The following is a 17,503-nucleotide window of genomic DNA, read 5'->3' as shown; positions in this document are numbered from 1 at the left end:
TTGCAAAAAAAACTCTTTTGAAAACAAAACTTTTTGTAATTACACCGCCATTTACCCAACTGAATACACCGTATCCGGCAACGGCTTATATAAAAGGTTTTTTGAATACTAAAAACATCGAATCTGTTCAGGCCGATTTGGGTATTGATGTAATTTTGGAATTGTTTTCGAAGAAAGGACTTTTGGAACTGTTTCAGGTTTCAGGTTCTAAGTTTCAAGTTGTTGGAAATGAAATCTCAGATAACTCGAAACGTATTTTTGCTTTACAGGACGAATACATTAAAACGATTGATTCTGTAATCCAGTTTTTGCAGGGTAAAAATCCGACTTTGGCATTGCAGATTTGTCAGGAAGATTTTTTGCCAGAAGCTTCTCGTTTTGCACAGTTAGAAGAGCTCGACTGGGCCTTTGGGACCATGGGAACTCAGGACAAAGCGAAACATTTGGCTACTTTATACCTAGAAGATATTTCGGATTTTATTGTAGAATGTGTCGATGAGAATTTTGGCTTCAGCCGATATGCCGAACGTTTAGGACGAAGTGCCAATTCGTTTGACGAATTATATTTCGAGCTTCAAAAAGAACCGACTTACATCGATTCAATTTTAATTTCGCTTTTAAAAGCAAAAATTGAAGCGATAAAACCAAGCTTATTTTTAATCTCTGTTCCGTTTCCGGGAAATTTATACAGTGCATTTCGATCAGCACAATGGGTAAAACAAAATTATCCCGAAATTAAGATTTCGATGGGTGGCGGTTTTCCAAATACCGAATTGCGTTCGCTTTCGGATAAACGTGTTTTTGAGTTTTTCGATTTTATTACTTTAGATGATGGTGAAGTTCCGATTGAAGAGTTAATAACCAATTTAGAAAAACCTGATTATAATTCATATAAAAGAACTTTTCTGCTAGAAAATGGAGAAGTGGTTTATAAAAATAATTCGTTAAAACACGATTACAAGCAATCTCAGGTTGGAACTCCGGATTATTCCGATTTACCTTTGGATAAGTATATTTCGGTAATCGAAATCGTAAATCCGATGCACAGAATGTGGAGCGATGGTCGTTGGAATAAACTCACCATGGCGCACGGCTGTTATTGGGGAAAATGTACGTTTTGTGATATTTCTTTAGATTACATAAAAGTTTACGAACCTGTCGCGGCAAGCCTGCTTTGCGACCGAATAGAAGAATTGATCGAAAAAACAGGACAAAACGGATTCCATTTTGTCGATGAAGCGGCTCCGCCAGCTTTGATGCGTGCTCTGGCACTCGAAATCCTAAAAAGAAAACTAGCTGTAACCTGGTGGACGAATATTCGCTTCGAAAAAAGTTTTTCTAAAGACTTATGTTTGTTATTAAAAGCTTCTGGTTGTATTGCTGTTTCTGGCGGCTTAGAAGTTGCTTCAGATCGATTACTAAAATTAATCGACAAAGGAGTTACGGTTGAACAAGTCGCAAAAGTGACACGAAATTTCACCGAAGCCGGAATCATGGTTCATGCCTATTTAATGTACGGATATCCTACTCAAACGATTCAAGAAACTGTGGACAGTCTTGAAATGGTACGCCAATTATTTGAGGCTGGAGTTTTGCAGTCTGGATTCTGGCATCAGTTTGCTTTGACGGCTCATAGTCCTGTCGGATTGTATCCCGAACAGTTTGGCGTAACTAAGAAGACAGAAACAATTGGAACTTTTGCCAATAATGATATCGAATATACGGATGCAACGGGAATCAATCACGATAAATTCAGCTTCGGATTAAAGAAATCGCTGTTTAATTTTATGCACGGAATCTGTTTTGATTACGAATTGCAGGATTGGTTCGATTTTAAGATTCCGAAAACCAAAATTCATCCCGATTTTATTTTTAATGCACTCGAAGAACAAAATGATTTCAACACAAAGCCAAATGCAAAAGTGGTCTGGCTTGGCGGAAAACCATCGGCAGAAATTTTTACAAAATCAAAAAAAGGAAGAAGCTGGGAAATGATGGCTCTTACTTTTCATGATAAAAAAGAAAGTTTTGATATTCAGACCAGCAAACAAGAAGGTGAGTGGTTGATTTCGATTCTATCTAAAATTTCAATTTCGAATAACAAAAATTACACTTTTCAGGAAGTAAAAAATGATTTTGAAACTGAATTAGAAGATTTTGAATTGTTTTGGTATTCCAAACCTGTAAATACTTTGCGTGAATTTGGATTATTGGTTTTATAGCTAATATTCTACACATTCCCCATCATTTGGAACAACTGTTTTTCCTAAAAGACCATGGTCAGACAATGCTGTTTTTAATTGCAATCTTGTGGTCGGGCAATGATTTAGGGCTTCTAAATGATTCGCAAAAACTTTTCCGGGAGCGAGTTCAGTAAATTTTAAAATTTCATCCATTCGCATCAGTAAAGGTTGTCCAAAATCTAATCGAGCAGTTCCGCAAGCTACGATGGAAATGTCAGGTTTATGTTCCGTTAGAACTTTCTGGACATGGTCAGTAAATACAGTGTCAGAACTTACATAGATTGATTTTTCTCCGTCTAGCTCGATGAGAAATCCCATTACGTTACCCATTACTTTTGCAATAAAACCATAACCGTGGATTGCGGGAATTCCAGTTATTTTTCCGTCTAAGAATTTTTGGGGTTCCCAGTAATCTAGTGTCTGAATTACAGACAGGCCTCTTTGAGTCAATGCTTTTTCATCTTTTGAACTACAGATGACAGAAACGTTGTTTCGTCTCAAAAAGACTTCACCAGCCTTGTCGATGTGATCGGGATGAAGATGTGTAATCAGGCAATGTGTCACTTTGCTTAAAATTTCCCTGCTGTTTTTGGGCAGCGCCACAAGCGGATTTCGTTTTGGCTTATATCTAAAAATGGTAAATGGCGGAATGGTTTTTCGTTTGCCTAACATTGGGTCAACTAAAATGACATGCTTTTCTGTTTCAATTACCAAAGTGGCATTTCGCAAATGATGTAATTTCATATCTGGGAAAATTTAGATATTAAAAATACAAAGTTTTTAGAAAATTAATTTGCACATTTTTCTTTATTTTTAGCAGAATTGTTATTATTTAAGTTTACGTCTAGTATGTCATTTCGACCGAAGGGAGAAATCACACTAGGAACTCTGCAAAGTATATCGACAATCTTTGGCGATCAACGTGTGTGATTTCTCCCTTCGGTCGAAATGACAAAACGTTTTCGTTACTTTGCTTCAAAAGAAAAGTTTACCCAATAGAAAACCTAAAGCCAATTCCATGCAGGTTTTCTATCGAAATCCCATCCTCGTTTGCCAGGATTTTCCGCAGTCGCGAAATAAAAACGTCTAGACTTCTTCCCATAAAATAATCATCTGTTCCCCATAAAGAGGTTAAGATTTGTTCGCGTTTTAAAACAGAATTTTTATGATCTAAAAATAACTTCAATAATTCGGCTTCACGTTGCGTAAGTCCGACTTTCTCTTCATCATTAAAAAGAATAAAGTTTTTAGTGTCAAACTGATATTTTCCAACTTCATAGATGGTTTTTGCAGCCGGAATATTTTTCTGAGAACGCTTTAAGAAGATTTCAATTTTTAATAATAATTCTTCAATGCTGAAAGGTTTTACCAAATAATCATCTGCTCCAAGACGCAAACCTTTAATTCTATCTTCTTTTAAAGTTTTAGCCGAAAGAAAAATAATCGGAACATCAACATCAATTTTTCGAACCGCTTCAGCCAAATCAAAACCGTCCATTTTAGGCATCATTATATCAAAAATGCAAATATCGAATTCTTCCTCTTCAAAAATTTTCAAAGCTGATTTTCCGTCAGAACAATGTGTTACATCATAATTGTTTTGCTCCAAATTGTCTTTGGTTAAAAACGCAAGAGTTTCATCGTCTTCGGCATAAAGTATTTTGAAGTTTCTCATTTTTTATAAGGAATAGATAAAGTTATGGTAACGCCCTTCTCAGGATTATTTTCGGCTTTTATTTTCCAGCTCTGAAGACTGCAGATCTCTTTTACATAATACAAACCAAGACCAAATCCGTTAACTTCATTGCTTTTTTCGTTCTGAACGCGATAAAACTTATCAAAGATAAAAGATATTTTTTTAGGATTAATCCCAATTCCATTATCATTAAACTCAAGTTTTAAACAATTGTTTTCTTCTGTGATTTTAATTTTAATTTCAGGTTTTTCATTGCAATATTTCACTGCATTGTCCAATAAATTATAGACCAGATTACCAAAATGAAAAGCATCTGTTTCGATTAAATATTGAGTTGATGCTGTTTCAATAGAAAGAGAAGCTTCAGGATATTTCAGCTTGATATTTTCGATAGCTTCTTCAATTATCGGAACAATCAGAATACTTTCTTTGTTGAGTTCCAAAGGAGCATAATCCGATTTGGCAATATTTAAAATCTTTTCAATATGACTGTTTAGCTTATTCCCCTGATTGATAATAATATCAGTATAAGTAAAAAGTTTTTTGTCTTCTTTAATAGGTTTTTGTTCGATCAAATATTTAGAAGCAATAAGAATGGAAGCCAAAGGCGTTTTAAATTCATGCGTCATATTGTTGATGAAATCGCGCTGCAATTCTGAATATTTTTTTTGCTGAAGGAGCTTAAATATCGAATAAACATAAATCAGTAAAATAAAGATTAAAGCCGTCGAAAGAATAAACCAAAATCGCATTGAACTGAATAAATACGTAGTTTCGTTCGGAAAGCGAACGGCAAAATAATAAACCAGATTTTTATGTTTCGGGAAATAGACGGTTTTTTTGCATTCTGCTTTTTTCTTCGAAAGCGAAATATAATCGCCATAAATCATCTCGTCGCTCTGACAGTTGTACATGGCATATTCAAAGTCGGTGGTGATGTTCATTTTTTTGAACTCTGTCTGCAGATAAAATTCTAAAATATCGGGTTCAAATTCGTTATCAACATTTACAATATAATAATCATTTGATATTTTCTGCACCGGATTCTGAGCCGGAAGTTCGTGATTGGTTCCTTCATAAAGCTTTTTGGCAACTTCCAATAAGGCAATATGAGCTTTCTGGCTGAGCTTTTTCTGCTCAAGCGTAAAAGCTTCTTTAGTCCAAAGCAATTGAGCGACCAATATGCTGATGATGGCAATTAGTCCTAAAAGTATGATGCTGTTGAGTTTATTAATTTTCAAGAAAATGAGTTTTGAAAGTGTAATATTAATCAATTTTATACTGAAAATAAGCGATTAACAAGTCGTTAACAAACATTTGAGAGCGGTTAACAGCACTTTGTTTTTTTGAGAATTACTTTTGAAATATAAAATTTGAACTTTAAACCATTTAAAATAAACCGTTATGAAAGTAATCAGAATTTCAATGTTAGCTTTGGCTTTAGGCCTTATGTCTTTTTCGGCAGTTGCGCCGGTAAAATCTTTGGTTTCAAAAATTGAAACTGTAGAAACAGCTGCTTCTACAATTGTTTGGAAAGCAGAAACAATTGATGTTGGACAAATTCCACAAGGAACTCCAAAAGCGATTGTTTATGAATTTAAAAACACTGGAAAAACTGCTGTAGTAATTACAAATGTTCAGGGTTCTTGCGGTTGTACTGCTACAGATTATACAAAAGAGCCTGTTCTTCCTGGAAAATCGGCAAGAGTTATCGCAACTTACAACGCTGCAAATAAAGGTGCATTTAGCAAAACAGTTACCGTAACGACAAGTGCTGAAACTACACCAAAAATCCTTACTTTAAAAGGTACTGTTATCTAAAATTTTTATTAGGTTAGTTATATGGCAAAGCTTCAGATAGACAATTATCTGGAGCTTTTTTTGTTACTGTGAAACGTTTTTTTTTGCTTTTTAATACACTCATTAATTGGTTAGGAAAAATTTTCAACTCGATTATGTTTGTAATGTATTTTTTTTACTTTTATTAAAAATTTTACTATGAAAATCTGGTATCCCTTAACCGCCTTATTTGTTATTTTTACGATAGCATCTTGTAATTCTAAAGCCGATAAAAAAGAAGAAAATGCCAAAACTTCTGAAAAAATTATACCGGAGTTAAAACTGACTATAGACAGCAGCCGAGTGGCTTCTTTTTATGAAACATATCCCAAACTGATTAAGTTTCAGAAAGATGTAGCTGCGTTGTACCTTAAAAATAAATCGACACAATTATGGCTTGATAATAAAGGTGTTGTAGAATTCGGAAATACCTTATTCGATAAATACAAAGGTTTAAGTGATGAAGGCCTGAAAGCTAATTTTCCGTATAACGAAAAACTGAGCGGTATTTTCGAAAACAATTCGGTCAATAAAATGAACAAAGAAGAAACCGACTTGATGATTTCGAATCTGTATTTTTATTACGCTGAAAAAGTATATGCAGGATTTGATGAAAAGACCTCGATTTCTCTCGAATGGCTGCTGCCTAGAAAAAAGCTTAATTACCAAGTCCTGACCGATTCTATCTTTAAGAAATCTACCATTAGCGACGACAAGAAAAGCAAAATGTTCAGCCAGTATTACAAACTTCGAGATGCCCTTAAAGAATACAGGGAAATTGAGAAAAAAGGAGGATGGGCAGCAATTGAAATTGGAGAAGATTATAAAGGTCTTAAATTAGGAGATTCTAGTACAATAATTGGCCAAATTCGGGAACGACTTTATATCTCCGGAAATTTAAAAGAAAACACTAAAAGCAATGTTTGCGATTCTGTGCTGATGAAAGCGGTTAAGGAATTTGAACTGCGTCATGGAAACACACCAAAAAATACTATTTTAAAAGAACATATTGCCGAGATGAATGTTCCGGTTTCAGACAGAATCAAAACGATTATCGCCAATATGGAGCGTTGCCGATGGATTGATCCCGAGCTTGAAAAGGGAAAAGAATTTATAGAAGTCAACATTCCAGAATTTAAGCTTTACATGGTTCGAAACGGCGAAATAGTATTCACTTCTCCAGTTGTGGTAGGAAAAGCAATGACAAAAACGGTCATTTTCAGCGGTATGATGCGATATATTGTTTTCAGTCCGTATTGGAACGTGCCGCCAAGCATCATCAAAAGCGAGATTAAGCCTGGAATGGCAAGAAACAAAAATTACCTCGCACAGAAAAATCTGGAATGGAATAATGGTGCGGTGCGACAGCTTCCGGGTAAAAATAATTCGCTCGGACTGGTAAAATTTCTTTTTCCGAATTCTAATAATATATATCTGCACGATACTCCTTCAAAAAGTTTGTTTGAGAGAGAAAGCCGAGCCTTCAGCCACGGATGTGTACGTGTAGCAAAGCCTAGAGAATTGGCTATAGAACTTCTCAAAGACGACCCGAAATGGACACCCGAAAAAATAGATAAGGCAATGCACGCCAGCAAAGAAAACTGGTACACTTTAAAAAAGCAAGTTCCGGTCTATATTGGCTATTTTACTGCTTGGGTTGATCGAGAAGGAAATTTGAATTTCTATAAAGATATCTACCAAAGAGATGAAAGTCTGATAAAATTATTGACAGAAGAATAAAAGTTTAAATTCCAATCTCGAAAATCCAAATTCCAAAATTGGCATTAAAATTTGATGAGATTTGATTTGTAGGAAAAAGTTAAAGCCCCAGATTAAAAAGATTAACACTGATTTTTTATAATCTATTTAATCCTTTTAATCTGTGGCAAAAATTAATTCGCGAAAATTCGTGAATTGCTTCGCCTGTTCGCTATCGCTCGAGTCGTGGCTAACAAAAAACTATTTAGCCAAAACATCAACACATTTATAAAAGCGTTTGGTATAATGTTCTGTATTAAGTTCTGTTATAGTAACTTGCTGTGCTTTTCCTGATGAAGCATGAATAAATTTGGACTGCATTCCGTTGGCTTCGCAGATGATGCCTACGTGCCCCACAATATTTCTGTTTTTGTATCCATAAAAGACTAAAACATCACCCACTTTAAAGTCTTCCGGTTTTAAAGCCGTTCCTAAATTTTTGTAGCCGCTTGAACTTCTTGGCAGTGTTACTCCAAAATTGCTGAAAACATAACTCACAAATCCCGAACAATCAAAACCTTTTTTCGGATTGCTGCTTGCGTATGCATAGGGAGTTCCTAGATATTGTTTAGCGAAAGCGATGATAGAATCACGATTTATTGTGTTCTCAATTCTATTGTTTTGAACTACTATTTGTGGTTCTTTCTTTTTTAAATTAAAGGAAGAAAGTAAAATAACGGGCAGTAGAAATAATAGTAGGCGCGATTTCATATTTTTAGTTTTGTATAAATTGAAACGCTAAAGATAAACTGTTATTTTACTTTAAAAAGAACAACAATACTCTAAATAGTATAAATACGTATCATTTAGTCATTAATTGATGTGTTTATGTGGTGTTTTTTTATTGCTTTTTGACATTTTAGTATCTTTCTGTGTAATTCATTTCAAATATATTTGTGAATCGTATTTATATTTTAACAAATAAATTATGTTTCTCAAAAAAATAACTGTTTTAATTTCGTTTTTGCTGATTTCGGCTGTTTCGAATGCACAAACTCAAAATTCTAAAAAAACTTTTTTATATCAAGGCCGAGTGGATCAGCTGCAAAATGATCAGGTTATTTTAATTGGTACTGCCTCTTCGGTCTCTTTTAATTTTACGGGAAAAGAATGCTCAATTTCGCTTCAAAGTGTAGATTCTTACGAGCATCATAACTATGTTCAGCTGGTTTTGGACGGAAAATATATCGGAAAAATCAGAATCGAGAAAGGAGCCATACAGTCATTTCCAATAAAAGTGACTTCAAATCAAAAGGAGCATCGATTAGAAATTTACAAAAATACAGAAGCACAGAGTGGCAATATTTTGTTTGCAGGAACAACCGCAAAACTGACACCCATTTCATTTAAAAAGAAAAAGAAAATTGAATTTATTGGTGATTCTATTACCTGTGGCGCTGCCAGCGACGGTTCTGATGTTCCCTGCGATAAGGGAGAGTATATGGATCATCATAACGGATATTATGCTTATGGTCCCAAGCTGTCAAGAGCGATTGGTGTCGATTATTTGATGAGCTGTGTTTCGGGAATCGGTATGTACCGAAATTGGAATGACGAAAATAAAGAAGAAGCCATCATGCCAGATGTATATCAGAATCTGTATTTGACAAAAGATGCATCAAAACCAAAGTATGATTTTGCTTTTCAGCCAGACATTATAAGTATCGCTTTAGGAACAAATGATTTTTCTGGCGGAGACGGCAAGAAAGAACGTCTGCCCTTTAATCCTGAAAAGTATGTTTCAAATTACATCAATTTTATAAAAATGCTGTACAAACATAATCCGAATATTCAAATTGTGATTACCAATAGCCCGATGGTCGGAGGAGAAAAAGGAGTTGTTTTTGAAGATTGCCTGAATAAAGTTAAAAACGCTTTCGCGAATGATAAAGCGCATAAATCAATCCGAATTTTCAAATTTAAGCCAATGATTCCAAATGGCTGTTTGGGACATCCAGATGTGGCAGATCAAAAAGTAATGGCAGAACAATACGGACCTTTTTTAAAGAAGCTTCTCAATGAAAAATAATATATTTAAGTTTGTTCTCTTTCTGTTGATTTCCAATACTATGATAGCAAACGTTTCTCTTCCGAATATTTTTGGCGACAATATGGTTTTACAGCGCAATTCTGAAGTTAAAATTTGGGGTTGGGGCAATCCAAAAGAAGAAATCAAATTGGTTTCGAGCTGGAATAATCAGGAATGTAAAACGGCTGCAAACAATCAGGCAAAATGGGAATTGACCATTAAAACTCCTGAAGCAGGCGGACCTTTTACCATTTCGATAAAAGGTTATAACGAAGTTATTATCAAAAATATTCTAATTGGAGAAGTCTGGCTTTGTTCTGGACAATCAAATATGGAAATGTCTGCCAGCTGGGGAATTGACGATGGCGAAGAAGAAATGAAAAATGCCACAAATCCGAATATCCGATTTTTTACGGTTCCGAAGTTGACAGCCGAAAATCCACAGCATAATTTATTGGGAAATTGGACTGAATCAACTCCTGAAACCATGAAGTATTTTAGTGCAGTGGGGTATTTTTTTGCGAAACGTCTTCGCGAGGATTTAAAAAATGTTCCCATCGGATTGATTTCTTCCAACTGGGGCGGCACTCCTGCGGAAATCTGGATGTCATCAGAAGTTGTTAATAACGATTCTGTTTTATTAGAAAATGCTAAAAAACTCAATGAACAAGAATACGGACCCAGACAACCTGGACGCGCTTACAATGCCATGATTTATCCAATTATCGGATTTAAAATTGCGGGAGTGCTTTGGTATCAAGGAGAATCAAATGTGGGTTCTTTGGTTTATGATAAAACGTTGGGTGCTTTGATTACTTCCTGGAGAAAAGAATGGAAACACGAATTTCCATTTTACTATGTTCAGATTGCGCCATTTAAAACAGGTTCGAATAATTTCTCCAATGTAACAGTTCGAAATTCCCAGAGAAAACTGCTGAAAGAGGTTTCGAAAACCAGAATGGTAGTTATCAGCGATGTTTCAGACACTATTGATATTCATCCAAAAAATAAAAAAGCGGTTGGAGTTCGTTTGGCCAATTTAGCTTTAGCTGATACTTATAAAATCAATTCTAATTTAGTTAATGGACCGCTCTTTAAATCCATTAAAATAGATAAAAACAAAGTTACCGTTTCTTTTGATTATGCTGAAGGATTATATTTTAAAGACAAAAAATCGAATCAGTTTGAAGTGGCCGGAGTAGATGGAGTTTTTTATCCAGCCGAAGCTTCAATTAAAAACAACGAAGTTATTTTGAGCAGTAAAAAAGTGTCTTCTCCGGCAAAAGTGAGATTTGCGTGGGGAAACACAACGCAATCGGATTTGTTTAATAAAGCCAATCTGCCAGCTTCTTGTTTTGTTTCTGAGTGAATGTTTAAAGAATAAAGAAACAAGATTTTAGATTTTTTGTCAGGCTGAGCGAAGTCGAAGTCCCGCAAAGTGATATGCAAAGTTTGTCATTTCGACTGAAAGGAGAAATCAGAATAGAAACTCCACACAGAATTTAGCCAATCTTTGTCGAATCCCGAGTGTGATTTGCTTCGCCTGTTCGCTGTCGCTCGGGTCTCCTTCGTCGAAATGACAAGATTGCGTCTTTTGAAACCGATTTGCGTGAGGGATTGAGGCGGTATCCTTTTGTGGAGAGAAACGGAACAAAAGATATAGCCGAAAGCCCGACCCGCCTTTTTCGGCGGGACACGCCCAAAGAAAACTTAGAACCTTAGTATCTCAGATCCTTAGCAACTCAAAAAAACTAACCACGCTATGAAAAACAAAAAAATAATATTTATTGGGGTCTTTTCCCTTTTTACGATTGGAAATATGAATGCACAAAAAAAGCCGTATCTGGATAAGAATAAAACTGTTGAGCAGCGTATAGATTTGCTTTTGCCTTTAATGACATTGGAGGAAAAAGTCGGGCAGATGAATCAGTATAACGGTTTTTGGGATGTTACTGGACCAGCGCCAAAAGGCGGAACGGCAGAATTAAAATACGAACATTTAAGAAAAGGATTGGTAGGTTCGATGCTGACGGTGCGAGGCGTGAAAGAAGTTCGTGCCGTTCAGAAAATTGCGGTGGAAGAAACACGATTAGGAATTCCGTTGATTATAGGTTTTGATGTAATACATGGTTATAAAACGTTAAGTCCGATTCCGCTGGCAGAAGCAGCGAGTTGGGATTTAGAAGCGATTAAAAAATCTGCGGCAATTGCTGCAGACGAAGCTTCGGCATCTGGAATAAACTGGACTTTTGGCCCAAATGTCGATGTGGCAAATGATGCGCGTTGGGGACGTGTAATGGAAGGCGCTGGAGAAGACCCGTATTTAGGAAGCAAAGTGGGGTATGCTCGAGTAAAAGGTTTTCAGGGAGAAACGGTTGCCGATTTGGCTAAAGTAAATACCATTGCTGCCTGTGCGAAACATTTTGCAGCTTATGGTTATGTTGAAGCCGGTTTGGAATATAATATTGTAGATATCAGTAATTCGAAATTGTATAATTCGGTTTTACCTCCTTTTAAAGCTACTGTAGATGCTGGGGTTCGTACGTTTATGAATTCGTTTAATACTTTGAATGGCGTTCCGGCAACTGGAAATGCCTTTTTGCAAAGAGATATTTTAAAAGGAAAATGGAAGTTTGACGGATTTGTGATTTCTGATTATGCATCGATTCGTGAAATGATTGCGCACGGTTATGCCAAAGACGAAGCCGATGCAACGGCGAAAGCTGTAATCGCTGGTTCTGATATGGATATGGAATCATATTTATATGTGGCGAAATTGGTTGATTTGGTAAAATCAGGAAAAGTGAAAGAATCTTTGGTTGATGACGCCGTTCGCAGAATTTTAAGAGTGAAATTTGAGTTGGGATTATTTGATGATCCGTACAGATACTGTGATGAAAAACGTGAGAAAGAAGTGGTTGGAAGCAAAGCCAATAATGATGGCGTTTTGGACATGGCGAAGAAATCTATCGTTTTATTAAAGAATGCTTGTCCGCCGGGGCGGAAAGAGAATCTGCTTCCGCTAAAGAAATCGGGACAGAAAATTGCTTTGATTGGTGCTTTGGCAAACGATAAAAACAGTCCGTTAGGAAGCTGGAGAATCGCAGCGTCTGATGATACTGCAGTTTCGGTTTTAGAAGGAATGCAGCAATACAAAGACAATCAATTGACTTTTGAAAAAGGAGCTGATTTATTGAAACAAAAAGCGACTTTCTTAACAGAAACAGTTTTCAACACCACAGACAAAAGCGGCTTTGAAGCAGCAAAAACAGCAGCAAAAAATGCTGATGTTGTGGTAATGGTTTTAGGAGAATATGGTTTTCAAAGCGGTGAAGGAAGAAGCCGTACCGATTTAAATCTCCCAGGTTTACAGCAAGAATTATTAGAAGAGATTTACAAAGTAAATCCGAATGTGGTTTTGGTTTTAAATAACGGTCGTCCGTTGAGTATTCCGTGGGCTGCAGAAAATGTTCCGGCGATTGTAGAAGCCTGGCATTTGGGAACTCAGGCAGGAAATGCGGTTGCACAGGTTTTATACGGAGATTATAACCCGAGTGGAAAACTGCCAATGTCTTTCCCAAGAAATGTAGGTCAAGTACCAATTTATTATAACAAATACAGTACAGGAAGGCCAATTGACAGTGATAAAAATGTTTTCTGGTCGCATTATATGGATGTAGAAAAAACGCCTCAGTTTCCGTTTGGTTTTGGTTTAAGCTACACTAAATTTGATTATAAAAACCTGAAACTGAATAAAACATCTTTTGCTAAAGGAGAAAAGGTTCAGGTTACTGTAGAGGTTTCTAATACAGGGAATTATGATGGAAAGGAAGTAGTACAATTATACATTCATGATGAATACGCCAGTATCGTGCGTCCGATAAAAGAATTAAAAGGTTTTGAATTGGTGAATCTGAAAAAAGGAGAAACTAAAACAGTAAACTTTACTTTAACAGATAAAGAATTAGGATTTTATAACAACGAAGGAACTTATTTGGTTGAATCGGGAACTTTCAAAATCATGGTTGGAGGAAGTTCTGATAAAGGGTTGCAAGTTGGTTTTGAAATAAAAGAATAGTTTTTTTGAGGTTCAAAGAGACAAAGTCACAAAGGTTCAGAGTTTTTTAATCTCGCAAAGACGCAGAGTCGCAAAGATTTTTTAATAGCCCCTAGCTTCAGCTAGGGGAATAAGGTTTGAATAGGAAAAGGGCTTTAGCCAAACTTTGCGGGTTTGGCTAAAGCCCTTTTAATACGTCCTATTTTTACATCCAGCTAAAGCTGGATGCTATTGACTTGTTATGCTGCAAAGGCTAAAGCAGCAAGAATATGTTCTTTATTTAACTCTGGAAAATCCTCAATAATTTCTTCAAAAGACATTCCGGTAGAAAGCCATGAAAGAATATCCGAAACACAAATTCTAGTTCCTGTTATCACGGGTTTGCCAAATCTGATATCAGGATTTATTGAAATTAAATTTTGCCAATTAGTATTCATATTTTGAGTTTAAACAAATTTACAAAATTAATAGTGAATTAAATTGTAATTATTTGAGCTTGTTTTTTACCATGATTTCTTTTTTAGATAAAAATCTTTGTGTCTTAGTGCCTTCGTGGCAAAACAAACAAAACTTAGTATTTTTTTCTATCTTTAAAATCTATTAAAACTCCAACTTTAAATTAAAACAATGAAATATAATAGATGCGGGAAAAGCGGTTTGCTGCTTCCAGAGATTTCCTTAGGATTATGGCATAACTTCGGTTCGGTAGATAATTTCGAAAACGCAGAAAGTATCGCCATTGAGGCTTTTGATAAAGGAATTACCCACTTTGATTTGGCTAATAATTATGGGCCAGTTCCGGGTTCTGCTGAGGAGAATTTCGGAAAAATATTATGGCATAATTTTCAGGGAAACATGCGTGATGAAATTGTGATTTCGACAAAAGCAGGTTATACAATGTGGAAAGGACCTTACGGAGATTGGGGTTCTCGCAAATATCTTTTGTCTAGCTTAGATCAGAGCTTAAAGCGAATGAATATTGATTATGTGGATATTTTTTATTCGCATCGCCCAGACCCAGAAACTCCGATTGAGGAAACCATGATGGCGCTGGATCACGCTGTAAGAAGCGGAAAAGCTTTGTATGTTGGAATCAGTAACTATTCTGCTGAACAAACTCGTGTTGCGGTCGACGTTTTGAAACAGTTAGGAACGCCTTGTCTGATTCATCAAGCGAAATATTCTATGTTGCAACGCTGGGTGGAAGATGGTTTGCTGGATGTTTTAGAAGAAAAAGGAGTGGGCTGTATTGCATTTTCACCTTTAGCGCAAGGACTTTTGACCGATAAATATTTAAATGGAATTCCTGAAAATTCAAGAGCGCATAATCCAAACGGACATTTAAGAGAAGATGAGGTTACGCAGGAGCGCGTTCAGAAATTAATTCAGCTGAATGAAATTGCGCAGAACAGAAATCAGTCTTTAGCGCAAATGGCTTTGGCTTGGCTGCAAAAAGACAAACGAATTACATCGGTTTTAATTGGTGCGAGTTCTGTAAAACAATTGTGTAATAATATTGATTGTCTTCAGAATACTGATTTTACGGCTGATGAGTTGAATGCGATTGAGAGTATTTTATCGTAATATATTCAAACCTAACAGGTTTTTAAAACCTGTTAGGTTTCTACATTTCATATTTTCTATAATCATCGCCAAACCGCCACCGCTAGCCAAATGATATTTTAATTTCGTTGTGGAATCTACAGTAACAATTTCCTTTTTATAATCAGTTGCCGCTTTGTCTGCGTTTATTCCATCTGAAAAAATTTCAGCTTGGAATTTTTTGCCTTTTTCAAGGAAAGAAAAATCAATCGTAATGTCTCTGGAATTCCAGTTTGTAATAGAGCCTAAATACCAAGTGTTTCCTTTTCTTCTAGCGATTGAAACGTATTTTCCGACTTCTCCATCAAGAGCGACAGTTTCATCAAAAGTGGTTGGAACTTTAGCAATAAAATCGGTGCTTTCCTGTTCTTTCATAAAAGCGGTTGGGCTGTCGGCCATCATTTGTAAAGGTGCTTCAAAAATAGTGTAAAGTGCCAATTGATGACATCTGGTTCCCTGACTCATCGGTGTAGAATGACTAGGTTTGAATTCGCTTTTTGTGGCGTTTCGCATCGCGCCTGGTGTGTAATCCATAGGCCCAGCCATCATTCGGATAAATGGAATAGTACAATCGTAAACCGGAACATCATCATTTGGTGTCCATTTATTGTTTTCGAGACCTTTTACGCCTTCAAAATTTAAAATATTTGGATAGGTTCTCTGAATTCCAGTTGGTTTGTACATTCCGTGGAAATCGATTATCAATTTATGTTTTGCCGCTTTTTGTGCAATATCATAAACGGAATTCACCATTTTGGCATCGTCACGGTCAATGAAATCAACCTTAAAACCTTTTACACCCAATTTTGCATAATTGTCAAAAACGGCTTCAGTTTTATTATTGATTGCCATCCATGAAGCCCACAAAATAATGCCGACGTTTCGTTCTTTCGCGTAAGCAATCAATTCTTCCAAATCTACATTTGGATTGTGTTTCATAATATCCGTTTCAACACTCCAGCCTTCGTCTAAAACTACATATTCAACTTTGTTTTTAGAAGCAAAATCAATATAGTATTTATAAGTCTGCGTATTGATTCCCGCTTTGAAATCGACGTTGTAAATATTCCAGTCGTTCCACCAATCCCAAGCGACTTTTCCTGGTTTTATCCACGAAATATCTTTTATTCTTGACGGTTCTGCCAATTTCTGAACCATGTCGTTATTGGCTAAATCGGCATCATTTTGAGCAATGACAATCGCTCTCCACGGAAAAGTTCTGGTTCCTTTGGTTTTTACCAAATAATCTGCTCTTTCGGTAATTAATTTGTTTAAAAAATTAAATCCGCCGTTGGTTTCTTGGGTTGGATATTTCGAGAAACGAGATTCAAAACCTGTCTTAGTTTGATTGTTGGTGACGAATAATCCTGGATAATCTTCTAAATCAGCTTCTAAGAAAACGGCTTTTTTATGGTTTTTATAATCAATTAAAAAAGGTAAAAATGCTAAAGTATCTTTCGCAAATTCGCTTACTTTTTTGTTTTCATAATGTGATTCAAACGAAGAAATAAACTGATCTTTCGGGTTTCTCAAATCACGGACATACGGCATCAAAGTATTGTAATCCTGATCAAAATTTAAAAGTACTTCTTCTGATTTTACTGTAATCTCTTTTTTCTTTTTGGTAATAAAGCGATATGCTGCTCCATCATCAAAAACACGGAATTCAATGCTGAAATCATTTTTAAAATTTAAAATCAATTGATTGTAATGATTTTGAACTGATTTCTTTTTGTAAAGAGGTGTTTCAAACGAAGTGTTAACAGTTTCTTTTTTTGAATTAATGGGAACTGGATTTTTTCCCAAAACTTGATTTCCGTCCAAAGTCAAAGACATTTCAGACGATGCTAAAATCAAATCTTTATCATGCGAAATAGACCATGAAATTTTATCATTTACTGCAATTTTAATATCGATTTTTCCATTTGGAGAAATTACGTTAAAATCCTGTTTCTTTTGTGAAAAAGAAAATTTTGCGAGTATAAAACAAAAAAGAATAAATATATTTTTCATTAGAATGTTTTTAAACCATATAAGTGATATAAGTTCATTAAAGAGTTTGACTTAAGCATTTACTAAAATGAACCTGTTGGGTGTAATTAAAAAATAAAAGCATTTTAACACATAGAAGCATAGTTTTTTGTGCCGAGAAAAGAAAATGGAAGAAACAAGTTTCCAAACATAGCTAAACTATGTGCATTTAGACTAGTGAAACGCCTTTTTTAAGTTTAGTTAAACTATGTTTCTATGTGTTGAAATTAATTTCACCCAACGTGTTA

The 17,503-nt window shown here is 35.6% G+C and carries 13 protein-coding genes; 7 read left to right on the top strand and 6 right to left on the bottom strand.

Annotated elements, in window-relative coordinates:
* Positions 1 to 17: 17 nt before the first annotated feature.
* Positions 18 to 2,222 carry a B12-binding domain-containing radical SAM protein gene (locus E0W73_RS04215; protein ID WP_135220844.1) on the top strand — a complete coding sequence of 735 codons (2,205 nt, stop codon included), beginning with the start codon at positions 18 to 20 and terminating at the stop codon, positions 2,220 to 2,222.
* Here the strand turns inward: E0W73_RS04215 and E0W73_RS04210 are convergent, their stop codons facing one another.
* From E0W73_RS04210 to E0W73_RS04200, 3 genes are all read right to left on the bottom strand, one after another.
* Positions 2,223 to 2,987, bottom strand: a complete 765-nt coding sequence (locus tag E0W73_RS04210) for an MBL fold metallo-hydrolase (protein ID WP_135220843.1) — start codon at positions 2,985 to 2,987, stop codon at positions 2,223 to 2,225. It lies immediately after the preceding gene.
* Positions 2,988 to 3,231: 244 nt separating this feature from the next.
* Positions 3,232 to 3,918 carry a response regulator transcription factor gene (locus E0W73_RS04205; RefSeq protein WP_135220842.1) on the bottom strand — a complete coding sequence of 229 codons (687 nt, stop codon included), beginning with the start codon at positions 3,916 to 3,918 and terminating at the stop codon, positions 3,232 to 3,234.
* Positions 3,915 to 5,180, bottom strand: coding sequence for a sensor histidine kinase (locus E0W73_RS04200; RefSeq protein WP_135220841.1), 1,266 nt, complete (start codon positions 5,178 to 5,180; stop codon positions 3,915 to 3,917). The genes E0W73_RS04205 and E0W73_RS04200 overlap by 4 nt, the downstream gene beginning before the upstream one ends.
* Before the next feature lie 163 nt (positions 5,181 to 5,343).
* Here E0W73_RS04200 and E0W73_RS04195 point away from each other — a divergent pair, with 163 nt between their 5' ends.
* The gene (locus E0W73_RS04195) at positions 5,344 to 5,760 is read left to right on the top strand and encodes a DUF1573 domain-containing protein (RefSeq protein WP_135220840.1); all 417 of its coding nucleotides are present in this window, start codon (positions 5,344 to 5,346) and stop codon (positions 5,758 to 5,760) included.
* Between the two features lie 177 nt (positions 5,761 to 5,937).
* Positions 5,938 to 7,518, top strand: a complete 1,581-nt coding sequence (locus E0W73_RS04190) for a L,D-transpeptidase family protein (RefSeq protein WP_135220839.1) — start codon at positions 5,938 to 5,940, stop codon at positions 7,516 to 7,518.
* Between the two features lie 219 nt (positions 7,519 to 7,737).
* Here E0W73_RS04190 and E0W73_RS04185 read toward each other — a convergent pair whose 3' ends face one another.
* Positions 7,738 to 8,247, bottom strand: a complete 510-nt coding sequence (locus tag E0W73_RS04185) for a C40 family peptidase (RefSeq protein WP_135220838.1) — start codon at positions 8,245 to 8,247, stop codon at positions 7,738 to 7,740.
* A 217-nt stretch (positions 8,248 to 8,464) separates the two neighbouring features.
* Here E0W73_RS04185 and E0W73_RS04180 point away from each other — a divergent pair, with 217 nt between their 5' ends.
* The 3 genes from E0W73_RS04180 to bglX all read left to right on the top strand — a co-directional run bounded on the left by E0W73_RS04180 (position 8,465) and on the right by bglX (position 13,643).
* On the top strand, positions 8,465 to 9,565 hold the full coding sequence (locus E0W73_RS04180) for an SGNH/GDSL hydrolase family protein (protein WP_135220837.1): 1,101 nt from the start codon (positions 8,465 to 8,467) through the stop codon (positions 9,563 to 9,565).
* Entirely contained in the window at positions 9,555 to 10,934 is a 1,380-nt protein-coding gene (locus tag E0W73_RS04175; protein ID WP_135220836.1) for a sialate O-acetylesterase, read from the top strand. The genes E0W73_RS04180 and E0W73_RS04175 overlap by 11 nt, the downstream gene beginning before the upstream one ends.
* A gap of 393 nt (positions 10,935 to 11,327) precedes the next feature.
* Positions 11,328 to 13,643 carry a beta-glucosidase BglX gene (bglX, locus tag E0W73_RS04170; protein ID WP_135220835.1) on the top strand — a complete coding sequence of 772 codons (2,316 nt, stop codon included), beginning with the start codon at positions 11,328 to 11,330 and terminating at the stop codon, positions 13,641 to 13,643.
* Between the two features lie 218 nt (positions 13,644 to 13,861).
* Here bglX and E0W73_RS04165 read toward each other — a convergent pair whose 3' ends face one another.
* Positions 13,862 to 14,059 (bottom strand): DUF433 domain-containing protein, encoded by a 198-nt coding sequence (locus tag E0W73_RS04165; RefSeq protein ID WP_135220834.1) that lies wholly within the window; start codon positions 14,057 to 14,059, stop codon positions 13,862 to 13,864.
* Between the two features lie 190 nt (positions 14,060 to 14,249).
* On the opposite strand from E0W73_RS04165, the gene mgrA reads away from it, so the two are divergent.
* Positions 14,250 to 15,206 carry an L-glyceraldehyde 3-phosphate reductase gene (gene mgrA / locus E0W73_RS04160; protein ID WP_135220833.1) on the top strand — a complete coding sequence of 319 codons (957 nt, stop codon included), beginning with the start codon at positions 14,250 to 14,252 and terminating at the stop codon, positions 15,204 to 15,206.
* Here mgrA and E0W73_RS04155 read toward each other — a convergent pair.
* Complete coding sequence (locus E0W73_RS04155; RefSeq protein WP_135220832.1) at positions 15,198 to 17,237, bottom strand: glycoside hydrolase family 97 protein; 2,040 nt, start codon at positions 17,235 to 17,237, stop codon at positions 15,198 to 15,200. The genes mgrA and E0W73_RS04155 overlap by 9 nt on opposite strands.
* Positions 17,238 to 17,503 lie beyond the last annotated feature (266 nt).

The organism is Flavobacterium foetidum, from assembly GCF_004634245.1.
In the GTDB taxonomy this organism is placed as follows: Bacteria; Bacteroidota; Bacteroidia; order Flavobacteriales; family Flavobacteriaceae; genus Flavobacterium; species Flavobacterium foetidum.
This window is presented reverse-complemented; position numbering and strand designations above follow the sequence as displayed.